General features: G+C 70.3%; 14 protein-coding genes. 11 read left to right on the top strand and 3 right to left on the bottom strand.

Annotated elements, in window-relative coordinates; translation table 11 throughout:
* The 7 genes from MFF54_RS18800 to MFF54_RS18770 all read left to right on the top strand — a co-directional run.
* Window positions 1-576, top strand: a 576-nt coding sequence (locus MFF54_RS18800) for a biotin--[acetyl-CoA-carboxylase] ligase (RefSeq protein WP_238304344.1), incomplete at its 5' end; no start/stop codon positions are given.
* 13 nt (window positions 577-589) lie between these two features.
* Window positions 590-2263 carry a ribonuclease J gene (locus tag MFF54_RS18795; protein WP_238304343.1) on the top strand — a complete coding sequence of 558 codons (1674 nt, stop codon included), beginning with the start codon at window positions 590-592 and terminating at the stop codon, window positions 2261-2263.
* Between the two features lie 206 nt (window positions 2264-2469).
* Window positions 2470-2874 (top strand): methylmalonyl-CoA epimerase, encoded by a 405-nt coding sequence (mce, locus tag MFF54_RS18790; protein ID WP_238304342.1) that lies wholly within the window; start codon window positions 2470-2472, stop codon window positions 2872-2874.
* A 3-nt stretch (window positions 2875-2877) separates the two neighbouring features.
* Window positions 2878-3213 carry a DUF1467 family protein gene (locus tag MFF54_RS18785; protein WP_238304341.1) on the top strand — a complete coding sequence of 112 codons (336 nt, stop codon included), beginning with the start codon at window positions 2878-2880 and terminating at the stop codon, window positions 3211-3213.
* A 444-nt stretch (window positions 3214-3657) separates the two neighbouring features.
* Window positions 3658-4983, top strand: coding sequence for a proline--tRNA ligase (gene proS / locus MFF54_RS18780; RefSeq protein ID WP_238304340.1), 1326 nt, complete (start codon window positions 3658-3660; stop codon window positions 4981-4983).
* Window positions 4984-4992: 9 nt separating this feature from the next.
* Window positions 4993-6303, top strand: a complete 1311-nt coding sequence (locus MFF54_RS18775) for a lipoprotein-releasing ABC transporter permease subunit (RefSeq protein ID WP_238304339.1) — start codon at window positions 4993-4995, stop codon at window positions 6301-6303.
* A gap of 26 nt (window positions 6304-6329) precedes the next feature.
* On the top strand, window positions 6330-7037 hold the full coding sequence (locus MFF54_RS18770; RefSeq protein ID WP_238304338.1) for an ABC transporter ATP-binding protein: 708 nt from the start codon (window positions 6330-6332) through the stop codon (window positions 7035-7037).
* A 30-nt stretch (window positions 7038-7067) separates the two neighbouring features.
* Here MFF54_RS18770 and MFF54_RS18765 read toward each other — a convergent pair whose 3' ends face one another.
* Window positions 7068-8342 carry a glycosyltransferase gene (locus tag MFF54_RS18765; RefSeq protein ID WP_238304337.1) on the bottom strand — a complete coding sequence of 425 codons (1275 nt, stop codon included), beginning with the start codon at window positions 8340-8342 and terminating at the stop codon, window positions 7068-7070.
* 596 nt (window positions 8343-8938) lie between these two features.
* Here MFF54_RS18765 and dnaE point away from each other — a divergent pair.
* Window positions 8939-12469, top strand: coding sequence for a DNA polymerase III subunit alpha (gene dnaE / locus MFF54_RS18760; RefSeq protein ID WP_238304336.1), 3531 nt, complete (start codon window positions 8939-8941; stop codon window positions 12467-12469).
* Between the two features lie 12 nt (window positions 12470-12481).
* Here the strand turns inward: dnaE and MFF54_RS18755 are convergent, their stop codons facing one another.
* Both MFF54_RS18755 and uvrB read right to left on the bottom strand, forming a co-directional pair.
* Window positions 12482-13018, bottom strand: coding sequence for a hypothetical protein (locus MFF54_RS18755; RefSeq protein WP_238304335.1), 537 nt, complete (start codon window positions 13016-13018; stop codon window positions 12482-12484).
* A 155-nt stretch (window positions 13019-13173) separates the two neighbouring features.
* On the bottom strand, window positions 13174-15867 hold the full coding sequence (gene uvrB / locus MFF54_RS18750) for an excinuclease ABC subunit UvrB (protein ID WP_238304334.1): 2694 nt from the start codon (window positions 15865-15867) through the stop codon (window positions 13174-13176).
* A gap of 118 nt (window positions 15868-15985) precedes the next feature.
* Here uvrB and MFF54_RS18745 point away from each other — a divergent pair, with 118 nt between their 5' ends.
* The 3 genes from MFF54_RS18745 to MFF54_RS18735 all read left to right on the top strand — a co-directional run bounded on the left by MFF54_RS18745 (window position 15986) and on the right by MFF54_RS18735 (window position 18740).
* Window positions 15986-17500 (top strand): flavin-containing monooxygenase, encoded by a 1515-nt coding sequence (locus MFF54_RS18745; protein WP_238304333.1) that lies wholly within the window; start codon window positions 15986-15988, stop codon window positions 17498-17500.
* A gap of 10 nt (window positions 17501-17510) precedes the next feature.
* Window positions 17511-18332 (top strand): SDR family NAD(P)-dependent oxidoreductase, encoded by an 822-nt coding sequence (locus MFF54_RS18740; RefSeq protein WP_238304332.1) that lies wholly within the window; start codon window positions 17511-17513, stop codon window positions 18330-18332.
* Between the two features lie 252 nt (window positions 18333-18584).
* Window positions 18585-18740, top strand: a complete 156-nt coding sequence (locus tag MFF54_RS18735) for a DUF2934 domain-containing protein (protein WP_238304345.1) — start codon at window positions 18585-18587, stop codon at window positions 18738-18740.
* The last annotated feature ends 301 nt before the right edge of the window (window positions 18741-19041 follow it).

The following is a 19041-nucleotide window of genomic DNA, read 5'->3' as shown; positions in this document are numbered from 1 at the left end:
GCCTCCGCCAGGGCGACGCCCGCCACGAAGCCGAGCGTCGCCCTGGCGGAGGCGCTCGACGCGTCCTGCGGCACCGCGCCGGGCTGTCAACCGGGCGCGGCGGACCGATCTTTCCGTCTCAAGTGGCCGAACGACGTTCTGTGCGCTAATGCCAAGCTGGCCGGGATCCTGCTGGAGGCCGAGTCGCTGCCCGGCGGTCGCCGCGCGGCGGTGATCGGCTTCGGCGTCAACGTGGCCGCCGTACCGGAGGCGTTCGCCGACCGGGCCGTCTCGCTTCAGGGCGCGGGGTTCGCGACCGACGCCGAGACGGTGCTGGAACATCTGGCCGACCGGCTGGCCGGGGCCGCGCGCGCCTGGGACGGCGGGCGCGGGTTCAACGGGATTCGCGAGCGCTGGCTCGCACGCGCGGCGGGGCTGGGTCAGCCGATCGCCGTGAGCACCGGCACGGAGACCGTGCGCGGGCGGTTCGAGGGGATCGACGAGGGGGGGCGGCTCGTCATGTCCGCCCCGGACGGTGCGCGCCGGCTGGTGACGGCCGGTGAGGTGCATTTCGGAAGGGCCGCGACGGCGGCGTAAGGTTGGACGAACGATGACGACGAAACAGGACGAACTCGTCTTCCTGCCGCTCGGCGGGGTGGGCGAGATCGGTATGAACGCGGCCCTCTACGGCTTCGGCCCGGAGAAGGGGCGCAAATGGATCATGGTCGATTGCGGCATGGGCTTCGCGGGCGAGGAGGCGATGCCCGGCGTCGACCTGATGTTCCCGGACCTCAGCTTCATCGAGGAGCGCCGCAAGGACCTGCTCGGGATCTTCATCACCCACGCGCACGAGGACCATATCGGCGCGATCAGCGAGCTCTGGCCGCGCCTGAAGGTGCCGGTCTACGCCACGCGCTTCGCCAAGAACCTCCTGGAGACCCGTCGCCTCGGCGAGCCGGGCGCCCCGAAGGTCGAGCTGCGCGAGGTGAAGCCCGGTAAGCGGGTGACGGTCGGGCCCTTCGAGCTCGACTTCGTGCCGGTCTCGCACTCGATCCCCGAGTCGAACGCCATCGCGATCCGCACCGCCGCCGGTCTCGTGGTGCACACGGGCGACTGGAAGATCGACCCGACGCCGGTGGCCGGCTCGGTGACCTCGCCGGAGGCGTTCCGGGCGCTCGGCGACGAGGGCATCCTGGCCCTCGTCTGCGATTCGACCAACGTCGTGCGCGAGGGCTTCTCGCCCTCCGAGGCCGAGGTGGCGCAGACCATGCGCAAGCTCATCGCCGAGGCCCCGCACCGGGTCGCGGTGACGACCTTCGCGTCGAACGTCGCCCGCATCCGCGCCGTCGCCGAGGCCGCCCAGGCCTGCGGCCGCGAGGTGATCGCCGTCGGCCGCGCCATGGACCGGGTCATCGACGTCGCCCGCGAGTGCGGCTACCTCGACGGCCTGCCGGACTTCCGCCGGTCGGATTCGTGGAAGAGCCTGCCGCGCGAGAAGGTCGTGGCGCTGCTCACCGGCTCGCAGGGTGAGCCGCGCGCCGCGCTGGCCCGCGTCTCGCGCCGCGACCATCCCGACATCCAGCTCGCGGGCGGCGACCGGGTGATCTTCTCCTCGCGCGCGATCCCCGGCAACGAGCGCGATGTCGGCGCGATCATCAACGACCTGATCGAGCAGGGCGTCGAGGTGATCACCGACCGGACCGAGCTCGTCCACGTCTCCGGCCACCCGCGCCGGGACGAGATGGTCGAGATGTACGCCTGGACCCGGCCCGGCACGGCGATCCCGGTGCACGGCGAGGCGCTGCATCTCGACGAGCACGCCCGCTTCGCCCGCGCGCAGGGCGTGCAGAACGTCGTGAAGGCCCGCAACGGCAGCCTCGTCCGCCTCGCCCCCGGCAAGCCGGAGGTGATCAGCCACGTGAAGGCCGGCCGCCTGTTCAAGGACGGCAACGTCCTGATCGACGACAAGGACCGGGCGATCCCCGAGCGGCGCAAGCTCGCGCAGGCCGGCCTCGTCTCGGTCGCCATCGCCATCGACGAGGACGGCGTGGTGCTGGGCGAGCCGGCGATCGACATCATCGGCCTGCCGAACCGCGGCCGCACCGGCGAGCCGTTGATCGAGGCCGTGGTCGATGCGGTCACCGACACGCTGGCTGGGATGTCGAAGGGCAAGCTGAAGGACTCGGAGGGCGTCGAGAAGACCGTGGACCGCGCCGTCCGTACCGCCGTCAACGAGGCCTGGGGCAAGAAGCCCGCCTGCCACGTGCAGGTGGTCGAGGTCTGACGCCCGAACGCTTCCCTCCCCCTGCACGGGGGAGGGAGGATGCGAGGGCCGAAGGGATCAGCGCCTTCGGGGTCGGACTCCGATCGATCCGCGTCGATCTTCCGCTTTGCCCGGAAGTCCCATACCTCTCACCCTGTTCCTCTCCCTACAGGGGGGAGGACCCGCGTCCTCGCCGGAGGCGGCAACGAGACCTTAGGGAGGATACGATGATCGGCCGGCTCAACCACGTGGCCATCGCGGTGCGCGACCTCGACGCCGCCTGCGCGGTCTACCGCGACACCCTCGGCGCCACGGTGCAGCCGCCGCTGCCGCAGCCCGAGCACGGGGTCACGGTGGTGTTCGTCGAGCTCCCCAACAGCAAGATCGAGCTCATGGCGCCGCTGGGCGCGGACTCCCCGATCGCCGCTTTCGTCGAGCGCAACCCGGGCGGAGGCATCCACCACGTCTGCTACGAGGTGGACGACATCCTGGTCGCCCGCGACAAGCTGAAGGCGCAAGGCGCCCGCGTGCTCGGCACCGGCGAGCCGAAGATCGGTGCCCACGGCAAGCCGGTGCTGTTCCTCCACCCGAAGGACTTCCTCGGCACCCTGGTCGAGCTGGAGCAGGTCTGACGCGTGAGCGGCTTCCTCGCACAGGTGGCGCAGTCGACGGGGCGCACGCTCGCCCTCGTCGTCGTCCTCGTCGCGGCCTTCGTGGCCGCGGCGGTCGCGCTGTTCAAGCTGACGATCGTCGGCGCCACCGCGCTCTACTTCGTCGTGTGGTGGACGCTCCTCTTCGCGATACTACCGATCCGCAACCAGCCCGAGACCCGGGCCGAGCACATCGTGCAGGGCCAGGATCCCGGCGCCCCGGCGAGCCCGCGTCTGCGTGAGAAGGCGGTCTGGACGACGCTGTTCGCCGGCGCGGTCTTCCTCGCGGCGCTCGCGATCTTCCCGCTCGCCGGGTTGTAGGCAAGCCCGGCACAAGCCGGCCGGAGCAGAAGGGGACCGTCGCGGGCTCGGCCGTGCCCAAAACAAAAAAGCAAGGCCTGAGGCCTTGCTTTTCGAAGAGCGTAGATGGATCGACCTTGATTGACCTACGCATTGACTGCGTGGCGGTCGGTTTTTCCTCCCGAGACTCGGACCCTGCGCCACCTCTGCCGGGCGTCGCAAACATCGCGAGAGCGCTTATAGGAACAACAGTTCGTGCTGTCACGCCCCCTGAGGGCGAAAAGTGCTCTTTTTCGCCGCCTCGGGGAACGATCGTCGCAGCGCCTCCGCGCCGATGTGGAAACCGGGCGGCGCGGCTCGCACGGCTGCGCGGCGCTTGTGTTTTCCCGAGGCAATGTGTTGTGTGCGCTCGGCGCGGAACGCTCCCGCCGTGCCCGTTGAAGTCCGGACCGCGATCGGATCGCCATGCGTCTCTCCCGCTACTTCCTGCCGACCTTGCGCGAGACGCCCAAGGAGGCGGAGATCGTCTCGCACCGCCTGATGCTGCGGGCCGGCCTGATCCGCCAGGAGGCCGCCGGCATCTACGCCTGGCTGCCGCTGGGCCTGCGCGTGCTGAACAAGGTCTGCGCGGTGATCCGCGAGGAGCAGGACCGGGCCGGCGCCGTCGAACTTCTGATGCCGACGGTGCAGTCGGCCGACCTCTGGCGCGAATCCGGACGCTACGACGCCTACGGCAAGGAGATGCTGCGCATCAAGGATCGGCACGACCGCGAGATCCTCTACGGCCCGACCGCCGAGGAGGTGGTCACCGAGATCTTCCGGGCGAGCGTGCGCTCCTACAAGGATCTGCCGAAGAACCTCTATCAGATCTCGTGGAAGTTCCGGGACGAGGTGCGCCCGCGCTTCGGCACGATGCGCTCGCGCGAGTTCCTGATGAAGGACGCCTACTCCTTCGATTTCGATCAGGCGGGCGCGCGCCACGCCTACAACCGGATGTTCGTGGCCTACCTGCGCACCTTCGCGGGCCTCGGCCTCAAGGCGATCCCGATGCGCGCCGATACCGGCCCGATCGGCGGCGACCTCAGCCACGAGTTCATCATCCTGGCCAAGACCGGCGAGAGCGAGGTCTTCTGCGACCGCGCCTATCTCGATTTTCCGATCCCGCCGGCCAACACCGATTTCGAGGACGTCGCGGCGCTCCAGGGCATCGTCGATGCCTGGACCTCGCACTACGCCGCCACCGACGAGATGCACGAGGCCGACGCCTTCGCGGAGGTGCCGGAGGCCGACCGGCTGGCGGCCCGCGGCATCGAGGTCGGGCACATCTTCTACTTCGGCACCAAGTATTCCGAGCCGATGGGCGCCAAGGTGGCGGGTCCGGACGGCATCGAACGGCCCGTGCATATGGGCTCCTACGGCATCGGCCCGAGCCGGCTGGTCGCCGCGATCGTCGAGGCGAGCCACGACGAGGGCGGCATCATCTGGCCGGACGCCGTCGCGCCCTTCGACGTCGCCCTGATCAACCTGAAGGTGGGCGACGCCGCGACCGACGACGCCTGCGCCGAGATCCAGGCGCAGCTGGAGGCGGCCAACCTCACGGTGCTCTACGATGACCGCGACGAGCGTCCCGGCGCCAAGTTCGCCACCGCCGACCTGATCGGCCTGCCCTGGCAGGTCGTGGTGGGCCCGAAGGGCCTCGCCGACGGCAAGATCGAGCTGAAGCGTCGGGCCGGCGGCGAGCGCGAGGCGGTCGCGCCCGTCGACCTCGTCACCCGTATCCGGCGGATCTGAAGGCGCACGATGGCCGGCAGCGCGACGGAAACGGGCGGGCGGACCGCGCGGCTCGCCACATTCCTGAGGCGTGCCGGCGCGACCGCGCCCTTCGCGGCCTTCGAGTGGATCATCGCCGGCAGATACCTGCGCGCCCGCCGCCGTGGCGGCGGCGTCTCGGTCGTGGCCTTCTTCTCGGTGCTCGGCATCGCGCTGGGCGTCGCCACGCTCATCATCGTGCTCTCGGTGATGAACGGGTTCCGCTCCGAGCTGATGTCGAAGATCATCGGCATCAACGGGCACGTCTTCGCCACGCCGATCGACCGCACCTTCACCGACTACGAGGATCTGTCCGAGCGCCTGGCCAAGGTCGCGGGCGTGCGCGCGGCGATCCCCCTCGTGGAGGGACAGGCCTTCGCCTCCTCGCCCTACGGCGGCAGCGGCGTGCTGGTGCGCGGCGTGCGCGGTGCGGATCTCGACGGCATGGCGGCGATCTCGAAATCGCTGCGCGGCGGCACGCTCGAAGGGTTCGACGACGGCGCCGGCGTCATCATCGGGCGGCGGCTGGCGGATGCGCTGGGCCTCCAGGCCGGCGATACCATCACCCTCTCGACGCCGAAGGGCTCGACGACGCCCTTCGGCACGGCCCCGCGGACCAAGAGCTACGCGGTCAAGGCGGTGTTCGAGATCGGCATGACCGAGTTCGACTCGACCTTCGTGTTCATGCCGCTCGCCGAATCCCAGGCCTTCTTCAACAAGGAGGGCGACGTCTCGATGATCGAGATCTACATCGATCATCCGGACGAGGTCGGGGCCATGCGCGAGCCGCTTGAGCTCGCCGCCGAGCGGCCGATCCTGCTCACCGACTGGCGCCAACGCAACCGCACCTTCTTCGGCGCGCTCGAGGTCGAGCGCAACGTGATGTTCCTGATCCTCAGCCTGATCGTGGTGGTGGCGACGCTCAACATCGTCTCCGGCCTGATCCTGCTGGTGCGCGACAAGTCGAGCGACATCGCGATCCTGCGCACGATGGGTGCGACGCCCGGCACGATCATGCGGGTCTTCCTGATCAACGGCGCGCTGATCGGCCTCGTCGGCACGCTCTCGGGGCTCGTGCTCGGCGTCGTCATCACGCTCAACATCAAGCCGATCCAGCGCGTGCTCTTCCCGGGCGCCTGGGATCCGACCGTGCGCTTCCTGGCCGAGATCCCGGCCGAGATGAATTCGGGCGAGATCACCGTCGTGGTCATCACCGCCTTCCTGCTGTCGCTCGCCGCGACGCTCTATCCTTCCTGGCGCGCGGCCCGGCTCGATCCGGTGCAGGCGCTGCGCTACGGCTGAGACGCGGAACCCCCGATGAGCATCGCATGAGCACCGACGCCCCCGGCGCCCAGCCGGTGCCGGCCCTGTTCTTCGCTCGCGTCGAGCGGCGCTACAAGCAGGCCGAGGGCGCCCTCGAGATCCTGCGGGGCGCCGACCTCGCGATCTGGCCGGGCGAGCTCGTCGCCCTGGTGGCGCCGTCCGGCGCCGGCAAATCGACGCTGCTGCACCTCGCGGGCCTGCTGGAGCGGCCGGACGGCGGCGAGGTCTATGTCGGCGGGCAGCCGACCGCCGCGATGACCGATTCCGAGCGCACCCGCTTCCGCCGCGAGGAGATGGGCTTCGTCTACCAGTTCCATCACCTGCTGCCGGAGTTCTCGGCGCTGGAGAACGTGGTGATGCCCCAGCTCATCCGCGGCCTGAAGCGGGCCGAGGCCAAGGCGCGCGCCGCCGAGCTCCTCGGCTTCCTCGGCCTCAAGGATCGGCTGCCGCACCGCCCCGCCGAGCTCTCCGGCGGGGAGCAGCAGCGCGTCGCGATCGCCCGCGCGGTCGCCAACGGTCCGCGCCTGCTGCTCGCCGACGAGCCGACCGGCAACCTCGACCCGCAGACCGCCGACCACGTCTTCGGGATCCTGCTGGCGCTGGTGCGTGCCTCGGGGCTAGCGGCGCTCATCGCCACGCACAACATGGATCTGGCCGCCCGCATGGACCGCCGCGTGACGATCCGGGACGGGTTGATCCACCAGCTGGACTGAGGGTCCGGCGGCCCGATTACGGCGGTCGCCTCAGGACGCCGCCCGCAGGCCCGGCACCGCCAGCATCGCCTCGGCGGCGTCGCAGGCCCGCGCGACATGATCCGGATCCGCCCGCATCCGCTCGCGCACCGCGGCGCAGGCACGGGCGACCGCCGGGTCGTCGATGAGGCGGTCGAGCAGGCGCGCGGCCTTTGCCGGGCGGAAGGCGCGGCGGCTCAGCATCGCGCCGAGCCCGAGCTCCGTCAGCCGGCGCCCCTCGTCGAAATGGTCGAAGGCCACCGGCACCACGAGCTGCGGGATGCCGGCGGCGAGCGCCTGCGCCACCGTGCCGATGCCGCCGTGATGGACCAGCGCCGCGCAGCGCGGCAGCAGCGCGCCGAACGGCGCGTAGCGGAGATGCATGATGCCGGGCGGAAGGTCCCGGGGGATCTGTCCGGACTGGGGCGCCAGCAGCACGCCGCGCCGGCCCATCTGCCGACACAGCTCCACCGCCGTCGCGAAGAAGCGTGCCCCGTGCCGCATGGCCGAGCCATAGGTGAAGACCAGCGGCTTATCGCCCGCATCGAGGAAGGCGGCGAGGTCCGGCGCGATCTCGGCGGCGTCGCCGAAGCGGTCGACCAGCGGAAAGCCGATCTGCACCGCCTGCGCCGGCCAGTCGACTTGCGGCGGCGTGAACCAGTCGGGGAACATCAGCAGCATCCGCGTCGGGCTGTTCCACCAGTGCCGCAGCCGCCGCACCGGGCCGAGGCCGAGCCGGGCGCGCAGCGCGTTCAACGGCGGCAGGGCGGCGGGACCGATCGCGTAGGCATCCGCGCCGACGCCGAGCCAGTGACGGAGCCGGGCCGAGAAGAAGCGCGGCAGCGGCAGTCCCGGCAGGCGCGGCGGCGCGACTCGGCTCTCGATCAGGAACGGCATCACCTGCAAGGTCGCCATCGGCAGGTCGTAGAGATCCTGGGCGAGGCGCGCGCCGAGGGCGAGCGGCGAGGCGATCACCACACCGCCGCGCTCCCGCGACCAACTCGCGCCGAGCCAGAGCAGCGTGGTCTCGGTGAGCGAGGATACGTAGTCGAAGAGCGGCCGCACGCCCCGGCGCGGGTGCCAGAGGTCGGGCGCGCGGATCATCGCCTCGTAATCCGCAGCGGTGCCGAGCGGCTGGAACGGCAGGCCGGCGCGTCGAGCCAGCGGCTCGAACGGGGCGGGCGCGGCCAGCGCGACGCCGTGCCCCCGGCGCGCCATCTCCGCACCGAGAGCGATGAAAGGCAGCACGTCACCGTGCGTGCCGACGGCCACCAAGAAAAACTCCATCCTGGTGGTAGTACGATCGCGTGTAATTGCCCGGCTCCCACGGCGCTTCTGCTCGAAGCGGGGGGATCTAGCAGGCCGCGATGCTTCTGCAATGCGTCAGGCTGCGCCGTACCACGAACGCGCTGCGTTGGCGTTGCAGCGCCGTTGCACCCGCTCGACGTCGCCGATCATTCGGTAAGTCTCTGTTAACCCTGGCGTCAGGCGGCGCTGCTGGCCGGCTTTACTCAGAACATAAAGGGAACAATAGTCGCTCTGTTCCTGGCTTGTTCTTAGGAGACGCGGCAGATGCTGAAGCGGATGATCCTCACGGGCATGGCGGAGTTCATGGCATTCGGGCTCCTGTCGGTTGCTCTGGCGGCCTGGGGCGTAGCCTTGGCCCCGATGCATTAGCGCCCGATTGCACGGACGCGGTTTGTTCCCGTCGGGCCGCGTTGCGCACAGGAAAAGCGCGGGTGCGCCGCCGGGACGATCGAAACGGTACCCGAACGGGGGAGAACGCGCGGAGAATCGTGGATATCCCACCCGGTGCGGCCCGGCGGTGACAGACTCGCCCCAGGCCTCTCGGCGATCCTGTCCGACCACGAACAAGGTCGGTCATGGCGCGTCAGCTCAAGGAGGTGGGTTACGTCCACCTTCACGTTCACTCGTCCTATTCCCTGCTCGAAGGCGCCCTGAAGGTCGGCGACCTCGTCAAGGCGGCGGCGGCCGACCGCCAGCCGGCGCTCGCGCTCACCGACACGAACAACCTCTTCGGCGCCCTGGAATTCTCCGAGAAGGCGGCGGGCACCGGCATCCAGCCGATCGCCGGCATGCAGCTCGCCGTGACCTTCGAGGCGGCCGACCCGCTGGGCCGCAGCCAGGTCCAGGTCACCAACATCGTGCTGCTGGCGCAGGACGAGGTGGGCTACGGCAACCTGTTGCGGCTGGCCTCCCGGGCCTACTTCGACAACGATCTCGGCGAGGCCGCGCGTGTCCGCGCCGAGGCGCTCGTCGAATCGGCCGGCGGGCTGATCGCGCTCACCGGCGGGCCCACCGGGCCCCTCGATACCGCGATCCGCGCCGGCCAGCCCGAGCGCGCGCGCGCGCGGCTGGCCGCGCTCAAGGCCGCCTTCGGCCCGGACAACCTCTATGTCGAGATCCAGCGCCACGGCCTGCCCGACGAGCGCCGGGTCGAGGACGCGCTGATCGACCTCGCCGACGCCGAGGGACTGTCGCTGGTCGCGGCCAACGAGCCCTTCTTCGCCAAGCCCGACGACTTCGACGCCCACGACGCGCTTCTGGCGATCGCCGAGGGCCGCGTCGTCTCGGACGAGCGCCGCCGCCGGCTCACCCCGAGCCACGGCTTCAAGACCCGCGCCGAGATGGCCGAGCTCTTCCGCGACCTGCCGGACGCGCTCCAGGCCACCGTCGAGATCGCGATGCGCTGCGCCTACCGGGTGCGCACCCGCAAGCCGATCCTGCCGAATTTCGGCACCGTCGCGGAGGAGGGGCTGGCCGAGAGCCAGAAGGCGCAGGAAGCCGCGCTCGCCGCCGAGGCGACAACGGCGGTCGCCGAGGCGATCAGTGCCGACGAGCCGACCGAGCTGCGCCGCCAGGCCGAGGCCGGGTTGGAGGCGCGGCTGGAGAAGCACGGACCGGCACCGGGCTTCACCCCCGATCAGTACCGCGAGCGCCTCGCCTTCGAGCTCGACGTCATCGTCAAGATGAAGTTCCCGGGCTACTTCCTGATCGTCTCGGACTTCATCAAGTGGGCCAAGGCCCACGACATCCCGGTCGGCCCCGGCCGCGGCTCGGGCGCGGGCTCGCTGGTGGCGTGGTCGCTCCTCATCACCGATCTCGACCCGCTGCGCTTCGGCCTGCTCTTCGAGCGGTTCCTCAACCCCGAGCGCGTCTCGATGCCGGATTTCGACATCGACTTCTGCGTCGAGGGTCGCGAACGGGTGATCCAGTACGTGCAGCGCCGCTACGGCGAGCGGCAGGTCGCGCAGATCATCACCTTCGGTACGCTGCTGGCGCGCGGCGTGCTGCGCGACGTCGGCCGCGTGCTGGAGATGCCCTACGGGCAGGTCGACAAGCTGACGAAGCTCGTCCCCCAGAACCCGGCGAATCCGGTGACGCTCGCCCAGGCCATCGAGGGCGAGCCGAAGCTGCAGACGGCGATCGAGGAGGAGCCCGTCGTCGCCCGGCTGATGGCGCACGCCCGCAAGCTCGAAGGCCTGCACCGCCACGCCTCGACCCACGCGGCCGGCGTGGTGATCGGCGACCGGCCGCTGGAGCAGCTCGTGCCGCTCTACCGCGACCCGAAGACCGGCATGCGGGTGACCCAATTCAACATGAAGTGGGTCGAGCAGGCGGGCCTGGTGAAGTTCGACTTCCTCGGCCTCAAGACCTTGACGATGCTCCGCTGCTGCACGGACCTCCTCAAGCAGCGCGGCATCGACATCGATCTGGCCTCCTTGCCGCTCGACGACCCGAAGACCTACGGGCCGATGGGGAAGGGCGAGACGGTCGGCGTGTTCCAGGTGGAATCGGCCGGCATGCGCAAGGCGCTCTGCGAGATGCAGTGCGACCGGCTGGAGGACATCATCGCGCTGGTGGCGCTCTACCGGCCGGGCCCGATGGCCAACATCCCGGTCTATTGCGAGCGCAAGCTCGGGCGCGACGCCGGCAACGAGGCGAACTGGTACCCGCACCCGATGCTGGAGCCGATGCTGAAGGAGACCTTCGGCATCATCGTCTACCAGGAACAGGTGATGGAGATCGCCAAGGTGCTCGCGGGCTACACGCTCGGCGAGGCCGACATGCTCCGTCGCGCCATGGGCAAGAAGATCCGTGCCGAGATGGACGCGCAGCGCGAGCGCTTCGTGAAGGGCTGCACCGCCAACGGCCTGACCAAGGCCAAGGCCGACGAGATCTTCGACCTGCTCGCCAAGTTCGCCGATTACGGCTTCAACAAGAGCCACGCGGCGGCCTACGCCCTGCTGACCTACCAGACGGCCTACCTGAAGGCGAACTACCCGGTCGAGTTCCTCGCCGCCGCGATGACGCTCGACATCGACAACACCGACAAGCTCGCCGAATTCCGTCAGGACGCGCAGCGCCTGAAGATCCCGGTCGATCCGCCCTCGATCAACACCTCCGGCGAGGTCTTCGAGGTTCATGACGGCCGCATCCGCTACGCGCTCGCCGCCATCAAGGGCGTCGGCCGCGAGGCGGTGCGCTCCATCGTGCAGGCGCGCGGGGATACGCCCTACAAGGACCTCGCCTGCTTCGCCCGGCGCCTCAACCCGCGCATGGTGAACAAGCGGGTGCTGGAAAGCCTCGTCCAGGCGGGTGCGCTCGACTGCATCGAGCCGGACCGCGCCCGCGCCTTCGCGGCCATCGAGCCGATGATGAAGCTGGCGCAAGGTGCGGCCGAGGCGGAATCGACCGGCATCACCGACATGTTCGGCGGCGTGGTGTCGGATTCGGTCTCCCTGCGGATCCCGCCGCACGAGCTCTGGCCGATGTCGGACAAGCTGAAGCGGGAATACGCGGCGATCGGCTTCTTCGTCTCCGGTCACCCGCTCGACGAGTACGGCGACCTGCTCGGCAAGCTGCGGGTGCAGAGCTGGGCGGATTTCTGCCGCGCGGTCCGCTCCGGCACGACCAGCGTGGGGCGCGTCGCGGCCTCGGTTCTCGACCGCTCGGAGCGGCGCACCAAGACCGGCAACAAGCTCGGCATCGTCACGCTCTCCGATCAGACCGGCCATTTCGAGGCGATCATCTTCTCGGAAGGCCTCGGCCATTACCGGGACATCCTGGAGCCCGGAAAGCCGCTGGTGCTGCAGCTTCAGGCGAACCTCGAGGGCGAGGACGTGCGCGCCCGTATCATGACCGCCGAACCCCTCGACGCGGCGGTGGCCCGCTACCAGAAGGGCATGCGGATCTTCCTGCGCGACGAGCGTCCGATCCCCACCGTGCAGCAGCGTCTGGCGCTCCGCGGAGAGGGCGAGGTCTCGCTGATCCTGATGCTCGACGGCGCCCGCGAGGTCGAGGTGCGCCTGCCCGGCAAGTACCAGGCGACCCCGGCCATCGCCGGGGCTCTGCGCGCCGTGCCCGGCGTGGTTCAGGTCGAGGTGAACTGAGCCCCGACGATCTCAGGGGCCGCTGAGGCAGGGCGTGAGCGCCGCTCGCAGCTGCCCGGTCTCGGCTGCGGGCACGGTCACGCTCGCGACCAGCGGGGCGTCATCCTTGCGCGGGCTCGCTTGAGTCCAGACGAGCCGCGCTCCCGGCTCGACGAGGGCGACCGCGATGCCGTTGGCCGGCGTCTCGCCGCGCCGGGCCGGCTCCACGGTCAGCCTGAAGTTCGTCGCGGGCTCGGCCGCGACCGCGCCGGTGGCGCGCGTGCGGGCCGTCCGCACGCCCCCGGTCCCGACGACCCGGAACTCGCTCAGCATCGCCGTGCTGCCGCCCGGGCCCTCGAGCCCGGAGAAGTCGAAGACCGGTTCCAGGTCGGCGAAGCCCGGTACGATCAGGTCGAGCGAGACCGCACGGGTCTTCTCCTCGCAGGCGACCCGCAGCGTCACCTCCCGGCGCAGCGCGCCGACGGTCGCGCTGCCCGCGAGATCGACCGAGGCCGCTTGGGCGCCGGTCGGCAGCAGGGCGAGGAGCGCGAGGGCGTAGCGTGGGCGCATGCGGGTATCTCGTCGTGTGGGTTCGGCGCAGGGCCGTGCGGTGTTCTCGGATCGTGCCGCCGGGCCACCTCTCCCCGCTGGTGGGGAGAGGGGATGCGCGTCGCCGGCAATGACCGATCGGAAGCGCGATCGTCGGCAAGCGTGCGGACCCGATCTCACCCCCGCTTCCGTCCGCCGCCGCCCTTGTACTTCGGCTTCTGGCCTCCGAGCCCCTGGGTCGAGCGCGGCTTCGGCCGCTCCTGCCAGACGGGCACGCCGACCGGCAGCTCTCGGTCGGTGCCCGGACCCATATTGTCCAGGTCCGGCGCGGCGATGCGGCTGCCGCCCGCGCCGCGCGGGGGCTTGCGGCCGAACTTGCCGGCCTCGCGCTCGACGTCGCCCTGGCGCGCCATCGGATCGTCGGAGACCAGGAGTTCGGTCGCCTGGAGCCGCTTCAGCTCGTCGCGGAGCCGCGCGGCCTCCTCGAAATCGAGGTCGGCGGCGGCGGTGCGCATCCGCTTCTCGAGGTCGGCCATCACGGCCTTCAGGTTGTGGCCGACTGTGATCGCGTCCTTGGCGAGGCCGGTATCGACCTGGACGTGGTCCCGCTCGAACACGCTGGAGAGGATGTCACTGATCCCGCGCTTCACGCTCTGCGGCGTGATGCCGTGCTCCGCGTTGTAGGCGAGCTGCTTCTGGCGCCGTCGCTCGGTCTCGGCCATCGCCCGCTCCATCGAGCCGGTGACCTGGTCGGCGTAGAGGATGCAGCGCGCCTCGGCGTTGCGGGCCGCGCGGCCGATCGTCTGGATCAGCGACGTTTCGGAGCGGAGGAAGCCCTCCTTGTCCGCGTCGAGGATCGCAACGAGCGCGCATTCCGGGATGTCGAGGCCCTCGCGCAGCAGGTTGATGCCGATCAGCACGTCGAAGGCGCCGAGCCGAAGATCGCGGATGATCTCGATGCGCTCCAGCGTGTCGATGTCCGAGTGCATGTAGCGCACCCGCACGTTGTTCTCGTGCAGATACTCGGTCAGGTCCTCGGCCATGCGCTTGGTGAGCGTCGTCACCAGCGTGCGGTAGCCGGCCTGGGCGACCTCGCGCACTTCGCCGAGCAGGTCGTCCACCTGGGAGCGGGCGGGCCGAATCTCGATCACCGGATCGACGAGGCCCGTCGGGCGAATGACCTGCTCGGCGAAGACGCCGCCGGTCTGCTCCATCTCCCACTTTCCGGGCGTCGCCGAGACGTGGACCGATTGCGGCCGCATCGCGTCCCATTCCTCGAAGCGCAGCGGGCGGTTGTCGAGGCAGGAGGGCAGGCGGAAGCCGTACTCGGCGAGCGTCGCCTTGCGGCGGAAGTCGCCCCGGTACATGCCGCCGATCTGCGGCACCGTGACGTGGCTCTCGTCGGTGAAGACCAGGGCGTTGTCCGGCAGGTACTCGAACAGCGTCGGCGGCGGCTCGCCGGGCTTGCGGCCCGTGAGGTAGCGCGAGTAATTCTCGATGCCGTTGCAGGCGCCGGTCGCCTCGATCATCTCGATGTCGAAGGTGCAGCGCTGGTCGATGCGCTGCGCCTCGATCAGCCGACCCATCCGGGTCAGCTCCTCGATCCGGCCCTTCAGCTCGTGCTTGATGCCCTTGATCGCCTGCTGCAGCGTCGGGCGCGGCGTGACGTAGTGCGAGTTGGCGTAGACCTTCACGAACTTGAGCTCGGAGATGGTCTTGCCGGTCAGCGGATCGAACTCGACGATCTTCTCGATCTCGTCGCCGAACAGACCGATGCGCCAGCCGCGATCCTCCAAGTGGGCCGGCCAGAGCTCGATCGTGTCGCCGCGCACCCGGAAGGTGCCGCGCGCGAAGTCGGACTGGATGCGCTTGTACTGGAGCGCCACGAGGTCGGCGATGAGCTGGCGCTGCTCGATGCGCTCGCCGAGCGAGACCGTGAACGACATAGCCGTGTAGGTCTCGACCGAGCCGATACCGTAGATGCACGAGACCGAGGCCACGATGATGACGTCGTCGCGCTCCAGCAGGGCGCGGGTGGCGGCGTGGCGCATCCGGTCGATCTGCTCGTTGATCGAGGATTCCTTCTCGATGAAGGTGTCTGATCGCGGGACGTAGGCCTCGGGCTGGTAGTAGTCGTAGTACGAGACGAAGTACTCGACCGCGTTGTCTGGAAAGAAGCTCTTGAACTCCCCATAGAGCTGCGCGGCGAGGGTCTTGTTCGGCGCCAGGATCAGGGCCGGACGCTGCGTCTCCTCGATGATCTTGGCCATCGTGAAGGTCTTGCCCGAGCCGGTGACGCCGAGCAGCACTTGATCGCGCTCGTGGGCGCCCACGCCCTTCACCAGCTCGGCGATGGCGGCCGGCTGGTCGCCCGCGGGCTCGAACTCCGACTTCATCACGAAGCGGATGCCGGCCTCGGACTTCTTCGGGCGCTCAGGGCGGTGCGGCACCCAGGCGGCGCCGTTCTTGAAGAGCGGGTTGCCCTCGGTAAGCAGACGCTCCAGCGCCGCCACAGTCGCGGAGGCGCCCCCCTCATCGACAGGTGCGGTGTCGGGCATGCCCTCCGGGGCCGGCCCGTCTTCGGGCGGCGTCAGGCCGAGCGCCTGGGCAAGGCGCGGATCGACCGCCGCGCCTGGCGCGACCGTTATGCCCGATTGCGGCGCCTCGCCGAAACCCTGCGGCTCGCCGGCTTTGCGGCGCCCGCGCTTGGCCGGCATCTGGCCGGGCCGCTCGGGGTCCGGCACCCGGTTGCGGTTCAGCGCCGGGTTGAGCAGGTCGGCCAGGAAGGGGTCGAGGGGCTGAAGCTCGGGCTTGTCGGCCTTGCTCGGGCCTTTCGCCGTCGCGCTGCGGGGCTTGCGGGGTGTCGCCATAGGGCGAATATGGTCCCTCGAGCGCCCGCGCGGAAGGCCGCGCGGCGCTGACGATCCGTTGACGCTCGTCGGCCGAACGCCCTAGACATCCGGCCCGTTCCCGGTTGCCGGAGCCCCGATGGATCCCGCCTCGCCCGGCCGCGCGGATAGCGCGGACCACCTCGACGTGCTGGTGATCGGCGCCGGCATCTCCGGCATCGCGGCCGGCTACCACCTGCAGCGGCTCTGCCCCGGCAAGAGCTACGCGATCCTAGAGGCGCGGGACGCGACCGGCGGCACCTGGGACCTGTTCCGCTATCCGGGCCTGCGCTCGGATTCAGACCTCTACACCTTCGGCTTCAGCTTCCGGCCGTGGACGGGCGAGCGCTCGATCGCCGACGGCGCCTCGATCCTCAGCTACCTCCGCGAGACGGCGGCCGCCTACGGGATCGACCGGAAGATCCGGTTCGGCCACCGGGTCGTCGCGGCGAACTGGGATTCGGCCGCCGCCCGCTGGGTCCTCGATCTGGAGGTGGGGCCCGAGCGCCGGATTCAGCGCCTCACCTGCGGCTTCCTCTCCGTCTGCGCCGGCTACTACGACTACGAATCCGGCTACCTGCCGAACTGGCCGGGCACGGACAGGTTCAGGGGCCGCTTCGTCCACCCGCAGGCCTGGCCGGACGACCTCGATTACGCGGGCAAGCGGGTGGTTGTGATCGGCAGCGGCGCGACCGCAATGACGCTGGTGCCGGCGATGGCGGGACAGGCAGCCCACGTCACCATGCTGCAGCGCTCGCCGACCTACGTCGTCGCGCTGCCGGCCCGCGACCGGGCCGCCGAGTGGCTGCGCGCCCGTCTGCCGGAGCGGCTGGCGCTCCGGCTCGCCCGCTGGAAGAACGTCGCGCTCAGCATCCTGTTCTACCAGTACGCCCGCCGAAAACCCGAGGCGATGACGGCGCGCATCCTCGGCGGGATCCGCCACCAGCTCGGGCCGGACTACGACGTCGCGACCCATTTCACCCCGACCTACAAGCCCTGGGACCAGCGCCTCTGCCTGGTGCCGGACGGCGACCTGTTCCGGGCGATCCGCGGGGGCCGCGCCTCGGTTGAGACCAACGCGATCGAGACCTTTACGGAGGCGGGCCTGCGCCTCGCCTCCGGACGCAACATCCCCGCCGATATCGTGGTTACCGCCACGGGGCTGAAGCTGAAGATGCTCGGCGGCCTCGCGCTCTCGGTGGACGGCGCGCCGGTCGATCCGCAGCGGACCTGGCTCTACAAGGGCATGATGCTGAGCGACGTGCCGAACCTCGCGGTGGCGATCGGCTACACCAACGCGTCCTGGACGCTCAAATGCGAGTTGACGGCGCAGTACGTCTGCCGCCTGATCCGCCGCATGGACGCCCGCGGCGACGCGTGGTGCATGGCCTGCCGCGACGGCAGCGAGGGCGAGGCACCGACCATCGACTTCACCTCCGGCTACATCGAGCGCGGCCGCCACCTGCTGCCGAAACAGGGCACGCGCCGGCCCTGGCGCCTGTACCAGAACTACGTGCTCGACGTGCTGACCCTGCGCTACGGCCGCGTCGCGGACGGCGCGATGACGTTCGGCCGCGCGGGTACGCCGGCCGCCGATGCGCGGCGGGCGGCCTGAGGGGCGGACCATGGGCGACCCGTTCGTGCTGGCCGGCCGCACGGCCCTGATCACCGGCGCTGGGGGCGGCATCGGCCGCGCCCTCGCGCAGGCGCTGGCCCGGCGCGGCTGCCACCTCGCCCTGGCAGATATCGACGCCGCCGGTCTCTCCGAGACCGCGCGGCTTCTGCCAGCAGGCCTGCGGATCAGCCAGCACCGGCTCGATGTCGGCGACCGGGAGGCGATCGCCTCACTCCCCGCCGCGATCCGTGCCGTCCATCCGGGCCTCGACCTTCTGGTCAACAACGCGGGCGTCGCCCTCGGCGGCACGTTCGATCAGGTCGCCGAGGCCGATTTCGAGTGGCTGATCGGGATCAACTTCTGGGGCGTGGTGCGGATGACCCGCGCGTTCCTGCCGCTGCTCCGGGAGAGCCCGGACGCGCGTATCGTCAACCTCTCGAGCCTCTACGGGCTGATCGCCCCCCCTGGCCAGACCGCCTACGCGGCGAGCAAGTTCGCGGTGCGCGGCTTCTCTCACGCGCTCGCCCACGAACTCGCCGGCTCGTCGGTCGGCGTCACCGTCGTCCATCCGGGAGGCGTGGCCACGCGGATCGCCTACAGCGCCCGGCTCCCAGCCGACATCGCGCCGGAGGAGGGGGCCCGCGGCCGGGCGCTCGCCAACAGCTACCTGAAGCTGGCGCCGGAGCGGGCGGCCGAGATCATCCTGCGGGCGGTCGAGCGGCGGCGTGCCCGGGTGCTGGTCGGCACCGACGCGCGGATCGTGGCGCTGCTGGAGCGGCTGATGCCGGCTGCGTACTGGCCCGTCCTCACCCGGCTCATGCGGCGGCCCTGAGCCCGCCGGAAACCGGACCTCGCCTCGCGAGTTCGCCGAAGAGGAGCGATTTTGGGCGGGACCCCGAAGCTGCCCGCGGCGGACGCGGATGCCGGCATCGGGAGAGGCGCACGATCGGAACAGGCGGCCCCGGCGATGATGGAACGCGTGTCACGCGAGGATTCGAGACCCGACCCGGACGACGCGGACCCGCCGTTCGCGACGCAGAGCGGCCCCGCCGACGCCCCATCGACGGAGGCGGCGGCTGACAGGGTGCCGGCCGACGCGATCACCTTCGAGCAGATCCGCGAGCGCGCCTACGAGCTGTGGGAGCGCAACCACCGGCCGGACGGCTTCGAGATCCAGTTCTGGCTTCTCGCCGAACGCGAGTTGAGAGCCGAGCGTGAGCGCCGCCGCGACGGCTCATGAGCGCGCGGACCGTTGAGGAGGCAGTCCGAACGGGCCGAATTGCCGAATGATCTTCATAGGAATGCCATAGGAACCTTCGCGTCGATGCCGGAATTATCCTGCCGCAGAAGATCGGAGGAAAACGCAATGAAGGTTACCGGTATCGCTGGTGCGCTGGCCATCCTGACGTTCACCGCCAGCGCCGCATTGGCCGCTCCGTGCAATACGGGTTCGACCAAGGGCAAGTCGCCGGATCAGACGATGAACGAGAAGAGCTCGGATGTCGACAAGTCGAGCAAGAACCTCGCTGGCGGCCAGCAGC

Origin of the sequence: Methylobacterium gregans, from assembly GCF_022179245.1 — a bacterium.
GTDB classification, from domain to species: domain Bacteria; phylum Pseudomonadota; class Alphaproteobacteria; order Rhizobiales; family Beijerinckiaceae; genus Methylobacterium; species Methylobacterium gregans.
This window is presented reverse-complemented; position numbering and strand designations above follow the sequence as displayed.